The 23,031-nt window shown below is 71.8% G+C and carries 17 protein-coding genes and 1 pseudogene; 6 read left to right on the top strand and 12 right to left on the bottom strand.

From position 1 onward, the window contains the following. The first annotated feature begins 11 nt into the window (after nucleotides 1-11). Complete coding sequence (locus ACRYRX_RS03225) at nucleotides 12-1,034, top strand: endonuclease/exonuclease/phosphatase family protein (protein ID WP_432510364.1); 1,023 nt, start codon at nucleotides 12-14, stop codon at nucleotides 1,032-1,034. Nucleotides 1,035-1,049: 15 nt separating this feature from the next. On the opposite strand, the gene mprF is transcribed toward ACRYRX_RS03225, so the two are convergent. The 9 genes and pseudogenes from mprF to ACRYRX_RS03270 form a co-directional block, all read right to left on the bottom strand. Next, nucleotides 1,050-3,563 (bottom strand): bifunctional lysylphosphatidylglycerol flippase/synthetase MprF, encoded by a 2,514-nt coding sequence (mprF, locus tag ACRYRX_RS03230; RefSeq protein WP_432510365.1) that lies wholly within the window; start codon nucleotides 3,561-3,563, stop codon nucleotides 1,050-1,052. A 126-nt stretch (nucleotides 3,564-3,689) separates the two neighbouring features. Further along, nucleotides 3,690-4,877 carry an aminotransferase class I/II-fold pyridoxal phosphate-dependent enzyme gene (locus tag ACRYRX_RS03235; RefSeq protein WP_432510366.1) on the bottom strand — a complete coding sequence of 396 codons (1,188 nt, stop codon included), beginning with the start codon at nucleotides 4,875-4,877 and terminating at the stop codon, nucleotides 3,690-3,692. Further along, a pseudogene (locus ACRYRX_RS03240) lies at nucleotides 4,874-5,365 on the bottom strand (DUF3180 domain-containing protein); the annotation flags it as partial. The gene ACRYRX_RS03235 and the pseudogene ACRYRX_RS03240, both read right to left, overlap by 4 nt. Beyond that, nucleotides 5,335-5,799, bottom strand: coding sequence for a 2-amino-4-hydroxy-6-hydroxymethyldihydropteridine diphosphokinase (gene folK / locus ACRYRX_RS03245; protein WP_432510367.1), 465 nt, complete (start codon nucleotides 5,797-5,799; stop codon nucleotides 5,335-5,337). The pseudogene ACRYRX_RS03240 and the gene folK, both read right to left, overlap by 31 nt. Then, a complete protein-coding gene (folB, locus tag ACRYRX_RS03250; protein WP_432510368.1) occupies nucleotides 5,796-6,209 on the bottom strand; it encodes a dihydroneopterin aldolase in 414 nt (137 codons plus the stop codon). The genes folK and folB overlap by 4 nt, the downstream gene beginning before the upstream one ends. Further along, on the bottom strand, nucleotides 6,206-7,072 hold the full coding sequence (gene folP, locus ACRYRX_RS03255) for a dihydropteroate synthase (RefSeq protein WP_432510369.1): 867 nt from the start codon (nucleotides 7,070-7,072) through the stop codon (nucleotides 6,206-6,208). The genes folB and folP overlap by 4 nt, the downstream gene beginning before the upstream one ends. After that, entirely contained in the window at nucleotides 7,069-7,674 is a 606-nt protein-coding gene (folE, locus tag ACRYRX_RS03260) for a GTP cyclohydrolase I FolE (protein ID WP_432510370.1), read from the bottom strand. The genes folP and folE overlap by 4 nt, the downstream gene beginning before the upstream one ends. Beyond that, nucleotides 7,671-9,656 (bottom strand): ATP-dependent zinc metalloprotease FtsH, encoded by a 1,986-nt coding sequence (gene ftsH / locus ACRYRX_RS03265; protein ID WP_432510371.1) that lies wholly within the window; start codon nucleotides 9,654-9,656, stop codon nucleotides 7,671-7,673. The genes folE and ftsH overlap by 4 nt, the downstream gene beginning before the upstream one ends. Before the next feature lie 195 nt (nucleotides 9,657-9,851). Continuing rightward, a complete protein-coding gene (locus ACRYRX_RS03270; protein ID WP_432510372.1) occupies nucleotides 9,852-10,535 on the bottom strand; it encodes a GntR family transcriptional regulator in 684 nt (227 codons plus the stop codon). Between the two features lie 187 nt (nucleotides 10,536-10,722). Between ACRYRX_RS03270 and ACRYRX_RS03275 the strand changes: the two genes are divergently transcribed. The 5 genes from ACRYRX_RS03275 to ACRYRX_RS03295 are packed head-to-tail and all read left to right on the top strand — an operon-like array spanning nucleotide 10,723 to nucleotide 16,870. Then, nucleotides 10,723-11,988 carry an NRAMP family divalent metal transporter gene (locus ACRYRX_RS03275; RefSeq protein WP_432510373.1) on the top strand — a complete coding sequence of 422 codons (1,266 nt, stop codon included), beginning with the start codon at nucleotides 10,723-10,725 and terminating at the stop codon, nucleotides 11,986-11,988. A gap of 25 nt (nucleotides 11,989-12,013) precedes the next feature. Continuing rightward, nucleotides 12,014-12,784 (top strand): LamB/YcsF family protein, encoded by a 771-nt coding sequence (locus tag ACRYRX_RS03280; RefSeq protein WP_432510374.1) that lies wholly within the window; start codon nucleotides 12,014-12,016, stop codon nucleotides 12,782-12,784. Further along, on the top strand, nucleotides 12,784-13,587 hold the full coding sequence (locus ACRYRX_RS03285; protein WP_432510375.1) for a putative hydro-lyase: 804 nt from the start codon (nucleotides 12,784-12,786) through the stop codon (nucleotides 13,585-13,587). The genes ACRYRX_RS03280 and ACRYRX_RS03285 overlap by 1 nt, the downstream gene beginning before the upstream one ends. After that, complete coding sequence (locus ACRYRX_RS03290; protein WP_432510376.1) at nucleotides 13,584-15,146, top strand: 5-oxoprolinase subunit B/C family protein; 1,563 nt, start codon at nucleotides 13,584-13,586, stop codon at nucleotides 15,144-15,146. The genes ACRYRX_RS03285 and ACRYRX_RS03290 overlap by 4 nt, the downstream gene beginning before the upstream one ends. Nucleotides 15,147-15,154: 8 nt before the next feature. Then, a complete protein-coding gene (locus ACRYRX_RS03295) occupies nucleotides 15,155-16,870 on the top strand; it encodes an acetyl/propionyl/methylcrotonyl-CoA carboxylase subunit alpha (protein ID WP_432510377.1) in 1,716 nt (571 codons plus the stop codon). A 245-nt stretch (nucleotides 16,871-17,115) separates the two neighbouring features. On the opposite strand, the gene ACRYRX_RS03300 is transcribed toward ACRYRX_RS03295, so the two are convergent. Genes ACRYRX_RS03300 through ACRYRX_RS03310 form a run of 3 tightly spaced genes read right to left on the bottom strand, consistent with a single transcriptional unit; the run spans nucleotide 17,116 to nucleotide 22,963 of the window. After that, nucleotides 17,116-20,259 carry a type I restriction endonuclease subunit R gene (locus ACRYRX_RS03300; protein WP_432510378.1) on the bottom strand — a complete coding sequence of 1,048 codons (3,144 nt, stop codon included), beginning with the start codon at nucleotides 20,257-20,259 and terminating at the stop codon, nucleotides 17,116-17,118. Then, nucleotides 20,256-21,404, bottom strand: a complete 1,149-nt coding sequence (locus ACRYRX_RS03305; protein WP_432510379.1) for a restriction endonuclease subunit S — start codon at nucleotides 21,402-21,404, stop codon at nucleotides 20,256-20,258. Before ACRYRX_RS03305 ends, ACRYRX_RS03300 begins: the two co-directional genes overlap by 4 nt. Beyond that, the gene (locus ACRYRX_RS03310) at nucleotides 21,401-22,963 is read right to left on the bottom strand and encodes a type I restriction-modification system subunit M (RefSeq protein WP_432510380.1); all 1,563 of its coding nucleotides are present in this window, start codon (nucleotides 22,961-22,963) and stop codon (nucleotides 21,401-21,403) included. Before ACRYRX_RS03310 ends, ACRYRX_RS03305 begins: the two co-directional genes overlap by 4 nt. Between the last annotated feature and the right edge of the window lie 68 nt (nucleotides 22,964-23,031).

The raw sequence follows: 23,031 nt of genomic DNA on the forward strand, positions 1-23,031 counted from the left end.
AAGATGACCGCGTGCCACCGACGCCTGAACGGCGCCCGACGTGGCGCCGCACCCTCCGCGCCCTCGCCGTCTCGTACGGGGTCTGCGCGACCCTCGCCCTCGCCGTCGTCCTGGTGTTCTCCGACGGGAACGTCGTCAGCTACGTCCTGGGGTTGTTCGCCGCGTGGTGGCTGGCCCCGGCCCTCCTGCTCGTGCCGCTCGCCGCGGCGGCCGGTTCCCGGCGCACCCTGGCCGCCGTGACCGCACCCGCCGTCGCCGCCGGGGCGATGGCCGGCCCGTACGTCGTGAACCGGTTCTCGCCCGTCGAGGCGGCACCGGACCTGCGGGTCGCCACGTTCAACACCTCCGCCTGGCAGGGCGTCGACGGGCTGGCCGCGCTGGTCCGCGACCGGGAACCCGACGTGCTGGCACTGCAGGAGATCGCGAAGTCGTCCCGCGCCGCGTACGACGAGCGGTTCGGCGGCCTCTACCCGTACCGCAGCTACACCCCGGCCAGCACCCAGGGCGACGGCGACGCCGTCTGGTCCAAGCACCCGATCGTGTCCGTCGACACCGTGACCGGCCTGCCCGAGGGGGCCCGGCCCGCGGAGGTCGTGACCCTCGACGTCGACGGCCGCCGCCTCGCGGTCGTCTCGGTGCACCTGGCCTCGCCGTGCCTGTTCTGCTCCCCGTCGGCGGCGAGGCACAGCCCCGCGGGCGACACCGCGAACGCCGCCCGCGTCCGCGTCGAGGAGGCCCGGCGGTTCGCCGACCTCGCCTCCGAGCGCCGCGCGGCCGGGGAGGCGGTCGTCGTGGCCGGGGACCTGAACTCCGCCGAGCTCAACGAGCCCCTGCGGGAACTGCGCTCGCACGGGCTCGTCGACGTGCACCGCGCCGTGGGCACCCGCCCCGGCCTGACCCGCGGGCGGTCACCGGGTTTCGCCCGCGTCGACGTGGTGCTGGTCGCCGGGCTCGAACCCGTCGCGACCCGCGAGGGCGCCCCGGGGGGCAGCACCCACTCCCCCGTGATCGCCGACCTCGCGTGGCCGTCCTGAGCCGGCGCGCGGGGTTCAGCCGCGCAGGACGCCCCGCAGGCCGCCGCCGACGAGGGTGACCACGTCGACCATCGCGTTCGGCAGGTCCGGCCCGCCGGGCGCGGCGACGTAGCAGGTCCGCCACTGCGGCAGGAAACCCTGCTTGAACTCCCGCAGGCCCTTGAAGTTGTAGAACTGCTCGCCGTGGGTCCACAGCAGGTGCCCGATGCGGTCCCACATCGACGCCGACTCGTCGGTGCGCAGCCCCGCCAGCGGCGCCATGCCCAGGCTGAACGCCGTGAAGCCGTTCTCCTGGGCCCACGCGATGCACTCGACGAACAGGTACGTCATGACGGTGCGCGGACCGTCGGGCAGCCGGCGCATCAGGTCGACCTGCACCTCGCCGTCGTCGGCGCCGATCCACAGCGTCGCGAACGCGATGACCCGCCCCTCCTGGCGCACCACGACCAGCGGGAACCGCGCGACGTACTCCTCGTCGAAGGCGCCGAGGGAGAACCGCTTCTCCTTGCCGTTGCGGTGCCCCAGCCACGCCTCGGAGACCACCCGCAGCTCGGGCAGCAGCGGTTCGACGTCCTGCGGGGCGACGAACTCGACGGACATCCCCAGCTTCTGCGACTTGTTGCGGCAGTTGCGCAGGTTCGTCTTGGCCTTGCCCGCGAAGGAGAAGTCCGCCAGCGGCAGCACGGCCTCCTCACCCAGCTTGGCCAGGCTGAGCCCGGACTCGCGGTACAGGTCGGCGTGGTCGGCGCGCACGTTGTAGAACACCGGCCGGCCGTCGTGCCGGTCGACCTCGGCGAGGAAGTCGGCGACGAGGTCGCGGAAGTCGGCGGGGTTCCCGACCGGGTCGCCCATGACGATCCAGCTGCGCCCGGAGACCTGGTACATGAGGAACGCCTCGCCGCCGGGGCTGAACCAGAACCGCTTGTCCCCCGTGAACGCCAGCTGCGACAGGCAGCGCCCGTTGCGGGCGACGATGTCGCCGGCGCGGTCCAGCTCCTCGGGGTCCGCGACGCCGTGGCGCACCGTCGTCGCCCGCGAGATCCAGCGGACGCCGAGGAACACGCCGAGGATCCCGGCGGCCATCGCGACCCGGTCGGCCGCCGAGGCGCCACCGGCGAACGGCGCCGTCAGCAGGGGCGCGTCGACCGGCGTGAACCGGCTCGACTCCTGCCACCACACCGCACCGGCGACGAGGACGACCGCCACGACCGGCACCAGGAGGGTCTGGCGGCGGCAGAGGAACGCCCCGCGGTAGAACACCGAGCGGGTCGCGACCAGCAGCCCGGCCAGGCAGGCCGTCACCACCGGCAGCGCGACGTCGCCGTGCCCGGCGGAGACCACCGTGACCCCGGTCAGCAGCGCGAGCGTCGCCGCCCACGCCCCCTTCAGGCGGCGGCGCAGACCGCGGGCGGCGAGCAGCGCGGCCAGCCCGGCGAGGCTGGTGGTGACGCCGGACAGGTCCAGCTCGGCGGGGCAGGGCAGGTCGCCGACGACGAGCATGAACACGCCGGCGGCGGCGACGACGAGGGCCAGGCCGAACGGGGCGTCCAGGGTGGGCCGGCGCAGGGCGGGCCGGCGCAGCGGGGGCAGCGGCAGCTGCCGCACCTCGTGGACGGCCAGGAGCACCGCGGCCAGCAGCAGGGGGACGACGTAGTAGACGAGCCGGTACGCGACGAGGGCGACGGCCAGGTCCGCGGGCGAGGTCGTCGCCCCCAGCAGCACGACCAGGGTCGACTCGAAGACGCCGAGGCCGCCGGGCACGTTGCTGACCAGACCGGCGATCGTCGCCACCGCGAAGGCGACGGCGAAGGCCAGGAACCCTGGGCGGGCGTCGGCGGGCAGCAGGACGAACAGGACCGCGGCCATCGTCAGCCACTCCACGGTGGACAGCACGACCTGCGCCACCGCCAGGCGCGGTGCGGGCGGGACGAGCCGCCGCTGCCGCCAGCCGATCGGCCGCCGGGTCACGACGGCCCAGCCGAGGTAGGCGACGACGGCGGCCAGCAGCGCGGCGCCGAGGGCGAGGGTCACCGGCGGGGGCAGGCGCAGGGCCCGGCCGACCCCGGCCGGGTCGTGCAGCATCCCGCCGCCGGCCAGGACCGCGGCGCCGAGGGCCAGGGTGAGGAGGTTGAAGCCGATGATGCGCGCGATGGTGGCGCCGGGGACCTTCCAGGTGGCGTACGCGCGGGCCCGCAGCGCGGCCCCCACCACGGCCGAGGCGCCCAGGTTGTTGCCGAACGCGGTCGCGACGAACGAGGCGAACCCGTACCGCCGGTACGGCAGCCGGTGCCCGACGTGCCGCAGCGCCATCGCGTCGTAGCCGGTCATCGCCAGGTACGAGCAGGCGGTCGCGGCGACGGCGGCGGCCACGGTCACCGGGCCCAGGGCGAGCAGGTCGTCGCCCAGCTGGTGCCACGGGTGGTGGCGGAACGTCCGGTGCAGCAGGGCGGCGGCCGCGACGAGCAGCCCCACCCCCAGCACGAGCGTGAGGACGCGGCGCACGGACGGGGCCGGGGTCGGGAGGCTCACGCTCCATGCCTCGGCACGACGGGGGGTCTCCTTGACGGGCGCCGGGACGGCGTGGCACGCACCGGGCGCACTCCAACGGGTCGACGTGGGCGGGCAGCGGCGGGGCGGGCCCCGCCGCAGGACACCCTAGGGGCGACCGGCGGCCACCTCGGCCAGCAGCGCGCCGATGCGGCGCAGCCCCTCGGTCAGCTCCGCCGGGGACGCCGCGTACGACAGCCGGACGTGGGTCGCGGCGGTGGCGTCGGAGAAGTCGCGGCCGGGGGTGAGGGCGACGTGGTGACCGGCGAGGGCGCGGGCGCAGAACTCCCACGCGTCCAGGCCCGTCCCGCTGACGTCGACGTACACGTAGAACGCGCCGTCGGGCTCGACGGGCACGGGCAGGCCGAGGCCGGCCAGGCCGTCCAGGACCAGCCGGCGGCGGCGGGTGAACTCGACGCGGCGCTCCTCGCACAGCGCCAGCGACGCCGGGGTGAAGCAGGCCAGCGCGGCGTGCTGGACGGGGGTGGAGGCGGCGATGAAGTAGTTCTGCGCCAGCCGTTCCACCGGCGCGACGAGCTCGTGCGGCAGGACCGCCCAGCCCAGCCGCCAGCCCGTCATCCCGAAGAACTTCGAGAAGCTGCCCACGACGACGGCGTCCGGGTCGGCGGTCAGCACCGTCCGGGCCGCGGTCCCGTCGGGGGCCGGGTCGGCCAGGTCGAGGTAGATCTCGTCGACGATGCGCCAGGCGTCGCGGCGGGCCGCCTCCGCGCAGATCGCGGCGAGCTCGGCGGCGGGCACGGACGTGCCGGTGGGGTTGGACGGCGACGCGACCATGACGGCGCTCGTGCGGTCGGTCCAGGCGTCCCGCAGGGCACCGACGCTCAGCTGGTACCGCTGGTCCGGGCCGGTGGGCAGGGTGAGGGCGCGGCCGCCGAAGGTCGAGACCAGCTGCCGGTTGCACGGGTAGGACGGGTCGGCGAGCAGGACGTCGTCGCCGGGGTCGACGGTCGCGGCCAGCACCAGCAGCAGCGCCGCGGACGCCCCGGACGTGATCGCGATGCGGGCCGGGTCGACGTCGACGCCGTGCCGGGCGCGGTAGTCGGCGGCGATCGCGGCGCGCAGCTGCGGCAGCCCCAGCGCCGGGGTGTACGGCAGCGGGCGGCCGTCCATGACGGCGCGCATGGCCTCCAGGACGTCCGGCGGGGCACCGACGTCGGGTTCGCCGATGCTCAGCCGCACGACGTGGTGCCCCTGCGCCTCCAGCGCCGCGGCCTGCTGGCCGAACGCGAGGGCGTGGAACGGTTCCGTCGTCGCGGCGCGGGTGGACAGCTTCACGCGCGCGCTCCCCGGTCGTCGTCGTCGGCGGGCACGCGGCACCACCGCTCCACGAGCAGGCCGGCGACGAGCAGCAGCACCGAGACGAGCACGTCGGCGGCGGCCACGTACAGCTCGCCGCGGCGGGCCGCGATGTCCAGCGTCGGCAGGTAGTGCACGCCCCAGCCCAGGAACACCCCGACGAGCAGGGCCCCGGCCACCGACGCGGCCTTGGCCAGCGCCGCGGTGCGGGCCGCGCGCAGGGCGTCGATGCGGCGGGCCTTGTCCCCGTCCACCCACTGCTTGACGGGCCAGCCGACGCCGAACACGGCGACCGCGAGCAGGCCGATCGTCAGGGTCGTGCGCCACATCAGGTCCGGTTCGCCGCGGCCGGAGGACACCCACACCTGCAACCCCGACCAGGCCAGCACCGCGGCCAGGAACCCCAGCCCGACGAGCAGACCGGGGCGGGACGGCCTCACCGGTCCAGCCCCGCGAGCAGGTCGGCGACGCGGCCGGCGGGCAGCTCGGCGTCGGGGTCCAGCTCCAGCCACGGGCCGAGGACGAAGGCGCGCTCGTGGGCGCGCGGGTGCGGCAGGACGAGCCCGTCCTCGTCCAGCTCGGCGTCGCCGTGGGTGATGACGTCGACGTCGACGGGGCGCGGGCCGTCGGGGACCTTCGTGGAGCGGTCCAGGCCGAGGGCGGTCTCCACGGCGTGCGCGGCGGCGAGCAGCTCGTGCGGGCCGAGGGTGGTCCTCACGAGGACGACGGCGTTGAGGAAGTCGGGCTGGTCGGGCACGGCGCCGACGGGGGCGGACTCCACGAACGTCGAGACCGCCTCGACGGTGACGCCGTCGGTCGCGGCGAGGGCGTCGACGGCGGCGCGCAGCGTGGCGGCGCGGTGGCCGAGGTTGGCGCCGAGGGCGAGGACGGCTCGGGTCACGGTCGGGTCCTCCGGATCGCCAGCTCCACGTCGTCGAACGGCACCGGGACCGGGGCCTGCGGCTTGTGCACGACCACGTCGACGGCCCGCACGCGCGGCGACGCGGCCAGGGCCACGTCGGCGAGGCGCTGCGCGAGCGTCTCCAGCAGGGCGACGGGATCGCCGGCGAGGACGGCGACGAGGTCCTGGGCGAGCAGGCCGTAGTGGACGGTCGCGTCCAGGTCGTCGCCCGCGGCGGCCTCGCGGGTGTCCAGGTGCAGGGCGACGTCGAGGGTGAAGACCTGCCCCAGCTCGCGCTCGGCGTCCAGGACGCCGTGCCGCCCGCGGCCGGACAGCCCGCGCAGGACGATGCGGTCCAGGACCCGGCCGTGGCCGTCCAGGACGGGACCGGCGGCGTCGAGGGAGCTCACGAGGCCTCCGACTCCATGCCCAGGGACGTGACGGGGGTCCGTCCGCCGCGCCACGCGTCGACCACCCGGACGGCGGTCACGGAGGACGCGACGTCGTGGACGCGCACCCCCCACGCGCCGCGCTCGGCGGCCAGCGCCGTGACCACCGCGGTCGCGGTGTCGCGGGCCTCCGGCGGCGGGACGACCCCGTCGGGCCCGGCGAGCAGCGCGCCCAGGAACCGCTTGCGGGAGGCCCCGATCAGCAGCGGCAGGCCGAACCGGTCGAGGAGGTCGAGGTCCCCCAGCAGCTTCCAGTCGTGCTCGGCGGCCTTGGCGAACCCCAGCCCCGGGTCCAGGACGACCCGGTCGCGCGCGACCCCGGCCGACGTCACCGCGTCCAGCCGGGCGGACAGCTCCGCCCGCACCTCGCTCACGACGTGCCCGTAGGTGGCGAGGGAGTTCATGACGTCGGAGAACCCCCGCCAGTGGCTGAGGACGTACACGCAGTCGAGCCCGGCGACGGTGGCCGCCATGTCCTCGTCGGCCAGCCCGCCGGAGACGTCGTTCACGACGACCGCGCCGGCGGCGACGGCCGCGCGGGCCGTCGCGGCGCGCATGGTGTCGACGCTCACCGGGACCCCCGCCGCGACCAGGCCCTCCACGACGGGCAGCACCCGGCGCAGCTCCTCGGCCGCGTCCACCCGGGCCGCGCCGGGGCGGGTGGACTCCCCGCCGACGTCGACGAGGGCGGCGCCCGCCGCGTGCAGCGCCACCCCGCGGGCCACCGGGTCGCCGGTGTGCCGGCCGCCGTCGGAGAAGGAGTCCGGGGTGACGTTCAGGACGCCCACGACCCGGGTCGGGCCGGGCGTCAGGAGGTCGTTCACCGGTGCCCCGCGACGATCAGGCTCATCGCCTCGGCGCGGGTGGCGGCGTTGCGCAGCGCCCCCCGCACGGCCGAGGTCACGGTCTTCGCGCCGGGTTTGCGGACCCCGCGGTACGTCATGCAGGAGTGCTCGGCCTCCACGACGACGATGACGCCGCGCGGGTGCAGGTGCTCGACGAGGGCGTCGGCGACCTGCGTCGTCAGCCGTTCCTGCAGCTGCGGGCGGCGCGCGTACACGTCGACCAGGCGGGCCAGCTTCGACAGGCCCGTGACGCGACCGTGCTCGCCGGGGATGTACCCGACGTGCGCGACGCCGTGGAACGGCAGCAGGTGGTGCTCGCAGGTGGACTGGACCTCGATGTCCTTCACCAGCACCAGCTCGTCGTGCTCCAGCCCGAAGTCGGTGACCAGGACGTCGGCCGGTTCCAGCCACAGGCCGGAGAACAGCTCGGTGGCCGCCTTCGCGACCCGGGCCGGGGTGTCCCGCAGGCCCTCGCGGTCCGGGTCCTCACCGATGGCGAGGAGGAACTCCCGGACCGCGTTCTCGGCCCGCACCCGGTCGAACGCCCGACCGTCCGCGGCGGGCGTCCCCGTCGTGCTCACGGCTGCTCGTTCGTCCCGTCCTCGAAGCTCACCGGGGACTGGAAACCCCCGGCGTGGCCGTTGAGCGAACCCTCGCCCGGGCCCTTCACCGGCGGGATGTCCGAGACGTGCCGGCGCTCGGAGGACAACCACACCGGGCGCTGCGGGCGCTTCACGACGGGCGCGAAGATCTCGGCCAGCTCGGCCTGGTTCAGGGTCTCCTTGTCCAGCAGCGCGACGACGAGCGCGTCCAGGACGGGGCGGTGCTCGACGAGGATCTCCCACGCCTCGTCGTGCGCGGCCTCGATGAGCCGGCGCACCTCCTCGTCGACGATCCCGGCGACGCCCTCGGAGTAGTCGCGCTCGTGGCCCATGTCGCGGCCGAGGAAGACCTCGCCCTGCCCCTGGCCCAGCTTGATCGCGCCGATCCGCTCGCTCATGCCGTACTGGGTGACCATCTTGCGGGCCATCCCGGTGGCCTTCTCGATGTCGTTGCTCGCCCCGGTCGTCGGGTCGTGGAACACGAGCTCCTCCGCGACGCGGCCGCCGAGGGCGTACGCGAGCTGGTCGAGGATCTCGTTGCGCGACGTCGAGTACTTGTCCTCGGTCGGCAGGACCATCGTGTAACCCAGCGCGCGACCGCGCGGCAGGATCGTCACCTTCGTCACCGGGTCGGTGTTCGGCAGCGCCGCGGCCACCAGCGCGTGACCGCCCTCGTGGTACGCGGTGACCTTCAGCTCCTGCTCGCTCATGCGGCGGGTGCGCTTCTGCGGGCCGGCCATCACGCGGTCGATGGCCTCGTCCACGGCGGCGTCGTCGATGACCTTGGCGTTCGCGCGGGCCGTCAGCAGCGCGGCCTCGTTCAGGACGTTCGCCAGGTCGGCGCCGGAGAACCCGGGGGTGCGGCGCGCGACGGACAGCAGGTCGGTGCCCGGCGCCATCGGCTTGCCCTTGGCGTGGACCTGGAGGATCTTGTGCCGGCCCTCCATGTCGGGGGCCTCGACGGCGATCTGCCGGTCGAACCGGCCCGGGCGCAGCAGCGCCGGGTCGAGGATGTCGGGGCGGTTCGTCGCCGCGATCATGATGACGTTCGTCTTGACGTCGAAACCGTCCATCTCGACGAGGAGCTGGTTCAGCGTCTGCTCGCGCTCGTCGTGCCCGCCGCCGAGCCCGGCGCCGCGGTGGCGGCCGACGGCGTCGATCTCGTCGACGAAGATGATCGCGGGCGAGTTCGCCTTGGCCTGCTCGAACAGGTCGCGGACGCGGGAGGCGCCGACACCGACGAACATCTCGACGAAGTCGGACCCGGAGATCGAGTAGAACGGGACCCCGGCCTCACCGGCGACGGCGCGGGCCAGCAGCGTCTTGCCGGTCCCGGGCGGGCCGTACAGCAGGACGCCCTTGGGGATCTTGGCGCCGACGGCCTGGAACTTCTCGCGGTCCTCGAGGAACTCCTTGATCTCGTAGAGCTCCTCGACGGCCTCGTCGGCCCCGGCGACGTCCGCGAACGTCGTCTTCGGGGTGTCCTTGGTCATCATCTTGGCCTTGGACTTGCCGAACTGCATGACCCGGCTGCCGCCGCCCTGCATCTGGGAGATCAGGAACCAGAACAGGACCAGCATCAGGAGGATCGGGCCGACCGTGAACAGCAGCGACTGCAGCACGCTGGTGCTGGGGACCTCGTCGGTCACCCCGTCCGGCGGCGGGGTGTCGTTCAGGGCCGTCACGACCGCCGCGCCGCGCTGGGCGATGTAGTACGAGCGGACCGTCGTCGCGCCCTCGACCGTCTCCCCGGGCTTCAGCTCCAGGTCGATGCGCTGGTTGCCGTCGGTCAGGGTCGCGCTCTGGACCTTGCCGTCCTCGATCAGCTTCAGCGCGCGGGTCGTGGAGACCTCCGCGGTGCCGCTGGACGCGAAGAAGGAGGCACCGATCGCGACGGCCGCGATGGCCACGACGATCCACAGCCACGGACCACGGACGATGCGCTTGAGAGTGTTGGGCATCAGATGGAGGGGTCGCCCCCTGTCCCTCCTGCTCGAACCAGCCTGACGTTCGACGGTACACCGCGGCCCTGACAGGCCGCCCACGGTCTCGTCGCCGCAGGTCCTACGCCGTTCGAACGGGTGGGGGCGGGGTGCTGTTCCGGGGCGGCGCCGCGAGTTCGCTGTGGGCGTAGGCCCGCCGGCGACGAGCGGGCGTCAGTCGAGCCCGAGGCGGGCGTAGGCGCCGAGCACCGTGCGCTCGGACTCCGTCAGGTAGGTCTCCAGCTCGGCCGCCGCCGCGGCGCCGCCACCGGTGAGGAAGGTGTCGAGCACCGCGCGGTTGCGGGCCACGAACCGGCCGTGCAGGGCCTGCGGATCGCCGATCACCAGGAAGGCCAGCCGCAGCTCGGCCGCCAGCTGCCGGTGGGTGCGCAGCAGGCGCGGGCTGTCCGACAGCGAGACCAGCGCCTCGTGGAAGGCCATGTTCGCCGTCCCGACGCCCGCCCAGTCCCCGGCCGCGACGGCGGCGTCCGCGGCCTCGACCGCCGCCCGCATCCGGTCGGTCGCCGGGTGCTGGGCGTCGGCCCGGGCCAGCACCCCGGCCTCGACGTGGCGCCGGACGCGGTAGATGTCGAGCACGTCGGCCACCCGGGGCGCGGTCACCGAGACCCCGCGGTGCGGCACGTGCTCGAGCAGGCCCTGCTCGGCCAGCACCCGGAAGGCCTCGCGCAGGGTGTTGCGCGACACGGAGAAGCGCTGCGCCAGGGCGGACTCGGACAGGCGCAGGCCGGGGCGGAACTCCCCCGCGGCGATCCGGGCGCTGAGCAGCCGGGCCAGCGTGCCCCCGCCCGCCCCCTCGCCCCCAGCGGTCTCCGGGGACGGCGCGGCGGTGTGGGTCACCCCGCCATCGTAGGGGGCGAGCCGCCTCGAACTCCCGGGTCGCTGGGCGACGAGTTCACACGAACGCAACACTGCGCAACACGTTGTTCAACAACTGGAGCCATTGTGTTCTTCAACCAGCGGTGCCACAGTGCTGCTCCAGGCACTCTCGTCCGGCAGCAGCGTCGCCACGTCCCCGGGAGCAGGCATGTCCGACCCCCACTCCGTGCAGGAGAGCAGCACCCCCGCCCTGACGACGAGCCGGCGGTCCCGCCGCGGCCCGGTCATCGGCGCGATCTTCCTGATGGCCACCTCCGCCATCGGACCGGGCTTCATCACCCAGACCGCGACGTTCACCGCCACGCTCGGGGCGGCCTTCGCCTTCGCGATCCTGATCTCGATCCTCATCGACTTCGCCGTCCAGATGAACGTCTGGCGGCTCATCACCGTGACCGGCAAGCGCGCGGGCGACCTCGCCAACAGCGCCGTGCCCTACAGCGGGCACGTCCTGACCGTCCTCATCGTGATCGGCGGGCTCGCGTTCAACATCGGCAACATCGCCGGCGGCGGGCTGGGCCTGAACGCCCTGCTCGGTCTGGACCCCAAGGTCGGCGGCCTGGTCACCGGGGCGCTGGCGATCGCGATCTTCCTGTTCAAGCGCGCCGGGACGGTCGTGGACCGGGTCGTGCTGGTGCTGGGCGTCGGCATGATCGTCATGACCGTGGTCGTCGCGGTCGTCTCCGGCCCACCCGTCGGCGACGCCTTCCGGCAGACCTTCGTGCCCGACACGATCAACTTCGCGACCATCACGACGATCGTCGGCGGCACCGTCGGCGGCTACATCACCTACGCCGGCGCCCACCGCTACCTGGACTCCGGGCAGACCGGCGTCGAGCACGTCCGCGACGTCCACCGGGCCTCGGTCACCGGGATCCTCGTCACCGGCGTCATGCGGTACGTGCTGTTCCTGGCGATCCTGGGCGTCGTCGCCTCCGGTGTCGCGCTCGACCTGTCCGGTCAGGCGGCCAACCCCGCCGGGCAGGCCTTCGGCGCCGCCCTGGGCGACGCCGGCATCCGGATCTTCGGGGCGATCTTCTGGGCCGCCGCCATCACCTCGGTCATCGGCGCCGCGTACACGTCCTCGACGTTCCTGTCGACCTTCTCCCGCCGGCTGTCCGGCGGGTGGCCGCTGCAGCTGACCACCGTCGGCTTCATCGTCGTCTCGCTCGCCGTGTACCTGGCCATCGGCACCGCCCCGGCCGCCCTGCTGGTGTTCGTCGGCGGGTTCAACGGGCTGATCCTGCCCATCGGGATGACGGTGTTCCTCTACATCGGCTGGTTCCGGCAGCGCGACGTGCTGGGCGGTTACCGCTACCCGGTGTGGTTGCTGGTCGTCGGCACGATCGCGCTGGCGATCAGCTTCTGGATGGCCTCGCAGTCCGTCGGACCCGTCTTCGACTTCCTCACCGCCTGACCGCCTGACCGCTGGGAGGACCCCCGTGACGACCATCGACCTGAACTCCGACCTCGGGGAGAACACCCCCGACCGCCCGGTCTCCGACGACGCGGCGATGCTGCGGATCGTCAGCAGCGCCAACGTCTCCTGCGGCTTCCACGCGGGCAGCCCCGAGGGCATCCGCGAGACGGTGCTGGCCGCGTCGCGGGCGGGCGTCGCGATCGGCGCCCACCCCGGCTACCGCGACTACGAGAACTTCGGCCGCGAGCGCCTGGACCTGCCGGCCGCGACGCTGCAGGCCCACGTCGAGTACCAGCTCGGGGCGGTGTGGGCGCTGGCCCGGTCCGCCGGGGACGCCGTGGTCTACGTGAAGCCGCACGGCGCGCTGTACAACACGATGGCCGTCGACGAGGCGACGGCCTCGGTGGTCGTGGCGGCGGTCAAGGCCGTCGACCCGTCGCTCGTGGTGCTGGGCCTGGCCGGCGGGGTCGCCCTCGACGTCGCCGACCGGGCCGGGCTGCCCACGGCGGCCGAGGCGTTCGCCGACCGCGCCTACACCCCGGCCGGGCAGCTGGTCTCCCGCAAGGAACCCGGCGCCGTGCTGCACGACGCCGACCTCGTGGCCCGGCGCATGGTGCGGCTCGTGCAGGACGGGGTGGTGGAGGCGATCGACGGCACGGACGTCGCGGTCCGCGCGGATTCGCTGTGCGTGCACGGCGACTCCCCCGGAGCGGTCGAGATGGCCGCGGCGACGCGGGCCGCGCTGGCCGGTGCCGGGGTCGGCATCGCCCCGTTCGTCGCGGCGGCGCGCTGATGGTGCGCCTGGCCCCCGAGGAACTGCGCGGCGAGGCCCGGGCGGCGCGCGCGGCGTACCGGGCCGGGCGCCGCGGACCCACCAGCGGGGTCGCGCCCGGGATGACGCAGGCCAACCTGGTGGCCGTCCCCGCGGACTGGGCGTTCGAGGTGCTGCTGTACGCCCAGCGCAACCCGCGGTCCTGCCCCGTGCTGGACGTCCTGGAGGCCGGGCAGGTCGAGTCGGCCCTGGCCCCGGGGTCGGACGTGCGCACCGACCTGCCCGCCTACCGGGTGTTCCGCGACGGGCGGGTGGCCGAGGAGGTCACCGACGCGACGGCGTACTGGGACGGGCTGGTCACGCTGCTCATCGGGTGCAGCTTCACCTTCGAGACCCCGCTGCTGGCGGCCGGGATCCCGGTGCGGCACCAGGAACTGGGCCGCAACGTCCCGATGTACCGCACGGACCGGCCGTGCGCGCCGGCCGGCCGGCTGCGCGGGGACCTCGTCGTCTCGATGCGCCCGGTCCCGGCCGACCGGGTCGCCGACGCCGTGGCGATCACCGGCCGGTTCCCGGCGGTGCACGGCGCCCCCGTGCACGTCGGGGACCCCTCCGCGCTGGGGATCGCCTCGCTGGACTCCCCCGACTTCGGCGACCCGCCCGTCGTCCACGAGGGCGAGGTCCCGGTGTTCTGGGCGTGCGGGGTGACCCCGCAGGTCGCGCTGCTCGCGTCCCGCCCGCCGTTCGCGGTGACGCACGCGCCGGGGCACATGTTCGTCACGGACGTGCTGGACTCCGAGTACGACGTCACGAGGGCCTCGTGAGGTTCCTGCCCGTCAGCGACACCGCCGTCATGGTCGAGGCCGCCGACCTGGACGAGAGCACCCGGCTGTTCACGGCGCTGGTCGCCGCCGACCTGCCCGGCGTCCGCGAGGTCGTGCCGGCCGCCCGCACGATCCTGGTGGTCCTCGACCCGCGGGTGACCTCCCCCGCCGAGCTCGTGGCGGGGTTGCGGACGGTCGAGCCGTCGTCCGAGGTCGCCTCCGGTGGGCGGTCGGTGACCGTCGAGGTCCGCTACGACGGGCAGGACCTGGCCGAGGTCGCGGAGCTGCTCGGCTGCTCCCCCGAGGAGCTCGTGCGCCGGCACCAGGCCGCGACGTGGACGGTCGCCTTCACCGGGTACGCCCCCGGTTTCGGGTACCTCGTCGCCGACGACGCGCTGTTCGACGTCCCGCGCCGGCCGTCGCCGCGCACCCGGATCCCGGCCGGGTCGGTCGGGCTGGCGGGGAAGTTCTCCGGCGTCTACCCGCGCGAGAGCCCCGGCGGCTGGCAGCTGATCGGCCGCACGGACGCGGTGATGTGGGACATCGACCGGGACCCGCCGGCGCTGTTCGCCCCGGGGACCACGGTGCGGTTCCAGCGGGTCGACCGCGACCTCGTGGATCTGCGGGAGCCGCGGTCCGCACCGGTCGCCTCGGAGTTCTCGGTCGAGGTCGTCTCCCCCGGGGTCCAGCTGCTGCTGCAGGACCCCGGACGCCCCGGGCACCTCGCCGAAGGGGTCGCCCCCTCGGGGGCGGCCGACCGCGGCGCGCTGCGTCTGGCGAACCGCGCCGTCGGGAACGCCCCGGGCACGGCCGTCCTCGAACTCGCCGGTGGCGGGGCCGCGCTGCGGTTCACCGGAGCCGGCGTGCTCGCCCTGGCCGGAGCCGGGATCGACGCGTCGCTGCGGGCGGCCGACGGCACCCGCGTCCCCGTCCCGGCGGTGCGCCCGGTGGCGGTGGAGGACGGCGACGAGCTGCGGCTGGGCACCCAGCACGACGGGCTGCGCACGGTCGTGGCGGTCCGCGGGGGTTTCGACGTCCCGGCCGCGCTCGGGTCGCTGGCCACGGACACGCTGTCCGGGATGGGTCCGCAGCCGCTGCGCGCCGGGGACCGGCTGGCGCTGCACGGCCCCTCGGCCGCACCGCACGCCGTCGACCCCGGACCGCACGCCCCGCCCGCGCTGCCCGCCCGCGGCGAGGTCGTCGAGCTGGACGTCGTCCTGGGGCCCCGCACCGACTGGTTCACCCCGGCGGCCCTGGAGACGCTGACCGCGCAGGCGTGGGAGGTCACGGCCCGCTCGGACCGGGTCGGTCTGCGCCTGGCCGGCGCGGTCCCGCTGGAACGGGCCCGGGACGGTGAACTGCCCAGCGAGGGCGCGGTGACCGGGGCGATCCAGGTCCCGCCGGACGGTCAGCCCGTCCTGTTCGGCCCGGACCACCCGCTGACCGGCGGCTACCCCGTCATCGGGGCCGTCGTCGACGCCCACCTCGACCTCGTCGGCCAGCTGCCCCCCGGCGTCCGCGTCCGCTTCCGCCCGCGCGCCCCCTTCACCGAACTGTGAGGAGCACCATGGAGACCGTCCTGATCGCCAACCGCGGCGAGATCGCCGTGCGGGTGGTCCGCGCGGCGGCCGAGGCGGGGCTGCGCTCGGTCGCCGTCTACGCCGACCAGGACGCCGACGCCCTGCACGTCCGGCTCGCCGACGCGGCCGTGGCGCTGCCCGGCGACACGGCGGCGCGGACGTACCTCAACGTCGAGGCGCTGCTGGCCGCGGCGCGGACCTCGGGCGCCGACGCGGTGCACCCCGGGTACGGGTTCCTGTCCGAGAACGCCGAGTTCGCCCGGGCCGTGGAAGCCGCCGGACTGGTCTGGATCGGCCCGACCCCGGAGACCATCGAGGCCCTCGGCGACAAGGTGACCGCACGCGCCATCGCCCGCGACGCCGGTGCCCCGCTGGCCCCGGGGACGACCTCCCCGCTGGCCGACGCCGCGCAGGCCGAGGCGTTCGCCGACGAGTTCGGCCTGCCGATCATGATCAAGGCCGCGCACGGCGGCGGCGGCCGCGGGATGCGGGTGGCCCGCACCCGCGAGGAGGTCGCCGACGCCTTCGAGTCCGCGACCCGGGAGGCCGTCGCCGCGTTCGGGCGCGGTGAGTGCTTCGTCGAGAAGTTCCTCGAACGGCCCCGGCACCTGGAGGTGCAGGTCCTCGGCGACGGGTCGGGTGCGGTCACCGTCGTGGGCGACCGCGACTGCTCGCTGCAGCGCCGGAACCAAAAGCTCGTCGAGGAGGCCCCGGCGCCCGGGCTGAGCCCCGACCAGCGCGAGACGCTCCACCGGGCGGCGCGGGACATCTGCGCCGCGGTGCGGTACCGCGGCGCGGGGACCGTGGAGTTCCTGCTGGGCGCCGACGGGACCCTGTCGTTCTGCGAGGTGAACACCCGGCTGCAGGTGGAGCACCCCGTCACCGAGCTCGTGACCGGCGTCGACCTGGTGCGCGAGCAGTTCCGCATCGCCGCCGGCCGGGGGCCGTCGTTCACCACGACCCCCGAGGTCCGCGGTCACGCGTTCGAGTTCCGGATCAACGCCGAGGACCCGGGCCGGGGGTTCCTGCCCAGCCCGGGACGGGTCACGGCGCTGCGCGTCCCCTCGGGCCCGGGGGTCCGGTGGGACGGCGGGGTGGAGGCCGGCGACACCGTCGCCGCCGCGTTCGACTCCCTCGCGGGCAAGCTCCTCGTCCACGCCGGTGACCGCGACGCCGCACTGGCCCGCGCCCGCCGCGCGCTGGCCGAGTTCGAGGTCACCGGCATCGCCACCGTGCTGCCGTTCGCGCGCGCGGTCGTCGACGAACCCGACTTCTCGACGGAGGGTTTCGCCGTCGGCACGCAGTGGATCGAGACGGAGCTGATGCCGCGGCTGGAACCGCAGCTGCGCCCCGCCCCCGCCGACGGGCCGGCGTTGCAGCGGTTCGGCGTCGAGATCGACGGGCGGATGACCACGATCGGGCTGCCCGCCGCCTTCCTCGCCGCGCTGGGGCCGGTCGGCACCGTCGCCGCCGAGGCCGAGGACGGCCCGGACGAGGACGCCCTGACCGCCGCCACCCCGGGCACCCTGACCGCCTGGCTCGTCGAGGACGGCGCGCAGGTGACCGAGGGGCAGGACGTGGCCGTCGTGGAGGCCATGAAGATGGAGTCGCGGGTGCCGGCGCACCGGGCGGGGACCGTGCAGCGGGTCGCGCAGGAAGGGGCGCCGATCGGCGCGGGTGAGGTGCTGGCGCGGATCGGGTGAGGGTAGGCAGGCCCTCGTAGGCCCGGCCACCCTGGCCCCGTCCTGCAACGGACGCGGGTTTCGCGGCGCGAAGCGATCGACGTCACCCCACCGGTGGACGACCAACCGCTCGGCAGACCGGCCCGGAAGGTGCGGCTGCGCTGAACCGCGTCACCACTGCCCCGGCCGTGCCGCTGCCTGTTCGGGCAGCCCGTCGGGACAGCGTGGACCCCGTTGAGCCTCAACATGCGGCGCGGCGCGCTCCGTCACACGTCGTCAGCGTCGTCCTCGGAAGCCAACCCGAAGAACCTGGAGAAGAACGTGCCCAGCTTCTGCAGGACGCGCTGTTTCTTCTCGCCGTGACCACCTGCCTTGTTGAAGCGGGGCATCGGTGGCAGGACCGCGGTGATCGCGGTGCCGGAGGTTCGCAGCGCGCCTTCGCGGAAGGATGCGGCGACGAACGCCCGCGCGTTGTCGGCGCGGAGGTTTTCCTCCTCGATGATTGCCGAGAGCTCCTTCTCCCGTGCCTGCGCAATGAAGGCCTGCCACTGCTCGTCCACCGGGTCGACGCCGGAGACGGAGTCGACGAACGCCTCGATGAGGTCCTTCTTGTTGCGCAGCGTCGGGCTGGCGTCGACGGCACGGGAGATTTCGGCGCGGATCTCCTTGTCCTGCCCGTCGCCGTGCTGCTCGCGGTACTTGGCGACGAGCATGAGGATGTAGTCGACGTTGATCTCGACCTGTTTGATCAGCTCGATCTCGAAGACGACGTCGTCGTTGATGAGTTCCTTGTCCGCGTCACCGACCTTGCGGAAGTCGGCGTACAGGTCGAGGTAAACGCTGCGGTAGTTCTGCCCTTGCCGGTCGGTGAGCTTCTCGTGGCCAGCGAAGTCGTCAAAGGACGTGAGGATGTTCTCCAGGCGCAGGATCGTCCCGAACAACGCAATGAAGTCCTTCTGCGCCCCTTCCCCCACGACGGGCTGCCCCAGCGGGAACGACGACAGCAGCTCATCGACCTTCTTCTCGTACTCGTCGTAGTACTCCGAGTACGGTTTCAGGACGACGACGCCGCGGGCGTCCTTGTTGCCGAACAGCTCCAACGCGGCGTTGGTCTCGTCCTCCAGGTTCCGGAAGGCGACGATGTTGCCGTACGTCTTGACGGAGTTGAGGATCCGGTTGGTGCGGGAGAACGCTTGGATGAGCCCGTGGGCGCGCAGGTTCTTGTCGACGAACAGGGTGTTGAGGGTTGTCGCGTCGAAGCCGGTAAGGAACATGTTGACGACGATGACCAGGTCGAGCTCGCGGTTCTTCAACCGCTGCGACAGGTCCTTGTAGTAGTTCTGGAACTTGTCGGCGCTGGTGTCGTAGCTGGTGCCGAAGAGGTCGTTGTAGTCCTGGATGGCTTCTTCGAGGAAGTTGCGGGCGTCACCGGTGAGGGAGTCGGTGTCGAAGGCCTCGTCGTCGAGGGTTCCGTCGTCGGCCTCATTGGCACCGTAGGAGTAGATGAGGCCGATCTTCAGCCGGCGGTCCGGCGGCAGGTCCTCCATCTGCCGCTGGAAGTGGTTGTAGTACCGGCGCGCGGCGTCGATGGAAGCGGTGGCGAACAGCGCATTGAATCCCTTGATCCGCTTGCGGGCGCGCAGGGCCTCGGTCTGCTTGCGCGTGCGGGTGGCCGCGGCGACGTTGGTGACGACGGAGTGCTCGTAGCTCGCGGTGCCGGTGCGCTTCGTCTTCTGGTCGAAGTGCGCGAGCGTGTAGTCCACGATCCCGGTGAGACGCCTCTTGTCGAGCATCGCCTTCTCGGTGTCGATCCCCGACACCTGCTTGTCAAGGACGACATCGGACTGGATGGTGCTGATGTAGTCGATGCGGAACGGCAGGACGTTCTTGTCGGTGATGGCGTCGACGATGGTGTACGTGTGCAGCTTCTCCCCGAACGCCTGCTCGGTGGTCTTGAGCTGTGGGTTGCCGCCGGAGGCGGCGTTGGCGGAGAAGATGGGCGTCCCGGTGAACCCGAACAGGTTGTACCGCTTGAACGCCTTGGTGATCTCCTTGTGCATGTCGCCGAACTGGGAGCGGTGGCACTCGTCGAAGATGATGACGACGTGGTCGCCGGTGACGGCGTGCCCCTTGTTGCCCTTGATGAACGTCGACAGCTTCTGGATGGTCGTGATGATGATCCGCTTGGTGGGGTCACCGAGCTGCTTCGTCAGGACGGCCGTCGACGTGTTGGAGTTCGCGGCACCCTTCTCGAAACGGTCGTACTCCCGCATGGTCTGGTAGTCGAGGTCCTTGCGGTCGACGACGAAGAGCACCTTGTCGACGCTGGGCATCTTGGAGGCGAGCTGAGCCGTCTTGAACGACGTCAGCGTCTTGCCCGACCCCGTGGTGTGCCACACGTACCCGCCGGCCTCGACGGTGCCGAGGGTCTTGGCGTTCGTGGCGACGTCGATGCGCCGCAGGATCCGCTCGGTCGCGACGATCTGGTAGGGCCGCATCACCAGCAGCAGCCCGTCGGCGGTGAGGACGCAGTAGCGGGTGAGGACGTTCAGCAGAGCGTGCTTGGCGAAGAACGTCTTCGCGAACGCCGTCAACTCCTGGATGGGCCGGTTGGCGGCGTCGGCCCACCACGACGTGAACTCGTAGCTGTTCGACGTCTTCTTCCCCGCGGCCTGGAACGACGCGGACCTCCCGGCTTCGCTGATGTGCTGGGTGCGGGTCGTGTTCGAGTAGTACTTGGTGAGGGTGCCGTTGCTGATGACGAACAGCTGCACGTACTGGAACAGGCCCGAGTCGGCCCAGAAGCTGTCCCGCTGGTAGCGGTCGATCTGGTTGAACGCCTCCCGGATGTCGACGCCGCGGCGCTTCAGCTCGACGTGCACCATGGGCAGGCCGTTGACCAGGACGGTGACGTCGTACCGGTTGGCGTGCTTGCCGCCCCCGCCGCCCGGTGCCGCCGGGTCGGCCTTGGCGACCTCGTACTGGTTGATGACCTGCAACCGGTTGTTGTGGATGTTCGTCTTGTCGAGCAGCGTGATGTTCTTCGTGGACCCGTCCTCGCGCTTGAGGACCTGGACGTGGTCCTCCTGCACCCGCAGGGTCTTCTCGGCGATGCCGTCGTTCGCCCCGGCGATCCTGGTGCTGAAGAAGTCCGCCCACTCCCCGTCGGTGAACGTGACGTGGTTCAGCGCCTCCAGCTGGGTGCGCAGGTTCGCGACGAGCTCGTCGTTCGACGTGATCGGCAGGTACTCGTACGCCTGCGACTGCAGCTGCGCGATGAACGCCTTCTCGAGGGCGGCCTCCGACTGGTAGGCCGACGCCTCCTGCGTGTCGGGGACGTGCTCGGCGACGACGGTGCTCTCCGCCGAGACCGCGATGGGGTCGTAGACGCGCGCGGGTGCCTCGGTCACGCGGGAGCCTCCTCGAAGGTCAGCAGCTTGTCGCGGTAGTACTCGTACTGCTTGCGGCGGGCAGCGAGCTCGGCTGGGAGGCCGATGCTGAGGTCGTTGACGAGGGCGCTAAGGCGATCCAACACCTCCACGATTCGATCCTGCACCTCCCTTGGTGGGACAGGAATCGTCACCTCGGCCAGGTCTTTCTGACCAATCTTCCAAACTCCAGACGTCAATTTCGCAACTCGCTCCACTTGGCGCCTGGAGGCCCGGCATTCCCACACATAGAAAAGAAATTCCTGAGAAATCTTGGACAGATCCGGACGAATTCGGATCATAGTATCCGGGAATGCAATCTCTGGCGACGATTTAACCATTGAAGCCCGCGCTAAGAGCTGCTTGTTTCCATTGCCGCGAGCAGCTAATAGATCTCCTGATGCAACGCGAAAGCGACCACCTTCCTCATCGCTCCACGAACCGCGCTTACATTGCGAGAAGTCAACCATTGGACCACGCAGAGCACCCAAGCGCAAAACTGGGTAGCCCTCGCCGTCGGGCACTGATCGACCATTCGACAGCGGAGCACTCAGTACATCTCCAAGGCGGGCCCAGTGGCTGCCAGAGATTCCACTCATAAGATCTTCGCGATAAAAGGAGTACTGCACTCGCCGCGCTTCCAGCTCCGCTTCCAGCTCCGCTTCCAGCTGACTAAACTGGTCCAATACTCTCACGATTTCTTGCTGCACCTCAAGCGGTGGCACTGGAATACGAAGAGAATTAAGGACCGCCTGCGTCTGGCTCGGCACACCGCCAGCTTGATTCATCTCCCCCAGCCTCATGGTGAGCAGCACATAGTAGAGGAACTTAGGGAAGACGATTGTTTCGTCGATCTCGGTTCGAAAGATGGTGTCTACCACCCAAAATGGGCCCTCCACATAGAAAATGTTTCCCAAAGACCCCTTTCGTGGGATCAGTACGGACGGCCCCGTTGCCGCCGCACGATCGACGTGTCGCATGATTCCGCCACTGCCGTAGACAGGGACGTCGCCGTCCCCGAGCAACTTGTGATCACTCCCATTTTTGATGCGCAGAACTTCGCCGATCATCCTCCAGGGGACCCGCTTCGTTGCAGGTGTGCCGTGCGGGTTGCCGACGCCGGTCACATTTCCCCCAAGCTCTCGATGATCTCGTCGATCGACGTCCGCAGCTCCGCCTGCCGCGCGACGATCCGTGCGATCTCCGCGTTCAGTTCGGTGATGTCGACGATCTCGCGAACGTCTTTCACCTCGACGTACGACGACACCGCGATGTTGTACGCGTTCGTGCCGATGTCCTCGTTGGCCACCAGCTTCGCCACGTGGTCGACGTCGACCCGCGCGTTGAGGGTGTCGATGATGTGCTGCTGGTGCTCGGCCGTCAGCTTGTTCTTGTTCCCTACCCGCTCGAACTCGGCGGACGCATCGACGAACAGGACGGCGTTGTCCTTCTTCGACTTCTTCAGCACGATGATGCACGTCGCGATGGTCGTTCCGAAGAACAGGTCCGGCGGGAGCTGGATCACGGCGTCGACGTAGTTGTTGTCGATGAGGTACTTGCGGATCTTCGCCTCCGCTCCCCCGCGGTACAGCACGCCGGGGAACTCGACGATCGCAGCGGTGCCGTTGACGGCGAGCCAGCTGAGGATGTGCATCGTGAAGGCGAGGTCGGCCTTCGACTTGGGCGCCAGGACTCCGGCGGGGGCGAAGCGTTCGTCGTTGATGAGCAGCGGGTTCGCGTCGCCCTCCCACTTGATGGAGTAGGGCGGGTTGGAGACGATCGCCTCGAACGGTTCGTCGTCCCAGTGCTGCGGGTCGATGAGGGTGTCGCCGTGGGCCATGCTGAACTTCTCGAAGTTCACGTCGTGCAGGTGCATGTTGATGCGCGCCAGGTTGTACGTCGTCAGGTTGATCTCCTGGCCGTAGAACCCGCCGACGTTCTCCGGCCCCAGGACCTTCGCGAACTTCAGCAACAGCGAGCCCGACCCGGCAGCCGGGTCGTAGACCTTGTTGACCTTCTTCCTGCCCTGGACGGTGATCTTGGCGAGGACCTCGGACACCTCCTGCGGGGTGTAGTACTCGCCCCCGGACTTCCCGGCCTGGGACGCGTACATCTGCATGAGGTACTCGTAGGCGTCGCCGAAGAGGTCGATCGAGTTGTCCTCGAAGTTGCCCAGCGGCAGGTCGCCGATCGCGTTGAGGAGCTTCACCAGCTTCTCGTTGCGCTTGGCGACGGTGTTCCCCAGCTTCGAGCTGTTGACGTCGAGGTCGTCGAACAGGCCCTTCACGGCCTCTTCGCTGTCGGTGCCGATCGCCGACCCCTCGATGTTCTTGAAGACCTGCTCCAGCGTCTCGTTGAGGTTCTCGTCCTTCGCGGCCTGCCGACGGACGTTGCGGAACAGCTGCGAGGGCAGGATGTAGAAGCCCTTCTCCTCGACGGTGTCCGCGCGGCCGAACTCGGCCTCGGCGTCGGGGAACGTCGCGTAGTCGAAGTCCGGCTCACCGGCGGCGCGCTGGGCGGCGTTGAGGAAGGTCTCGAGGTTCTCGGAGATGAACCGGTAGAAGAGGATCCCCAGCACGTAGGTCTTGAAGTCCCAGCCGTCGACGCTGCCCCGCAGGTCGTTCGCGATGCGCCAGATCGTCTTGTGCAGCTCGGCGCGCTGAGCGGCGCTGGTGGTCGGTGCCATGTGCTTCGTCTCCTGCTGGTCGGCCGCTGTGCCGCGGTACCGCTCACCGTATCGGCGGGGTCCGACGC

Origin of the sequence: Kineococcus lubricus, from assembly GCF_050871965.1 — a bacterium.
In the GTDB taxonomy this organism is placed as follows: domain Bacteria; phylum Actinomycetota; class Actinomycetes; order Actinomycetales; family Kineococcaceae; genus Kineococcus.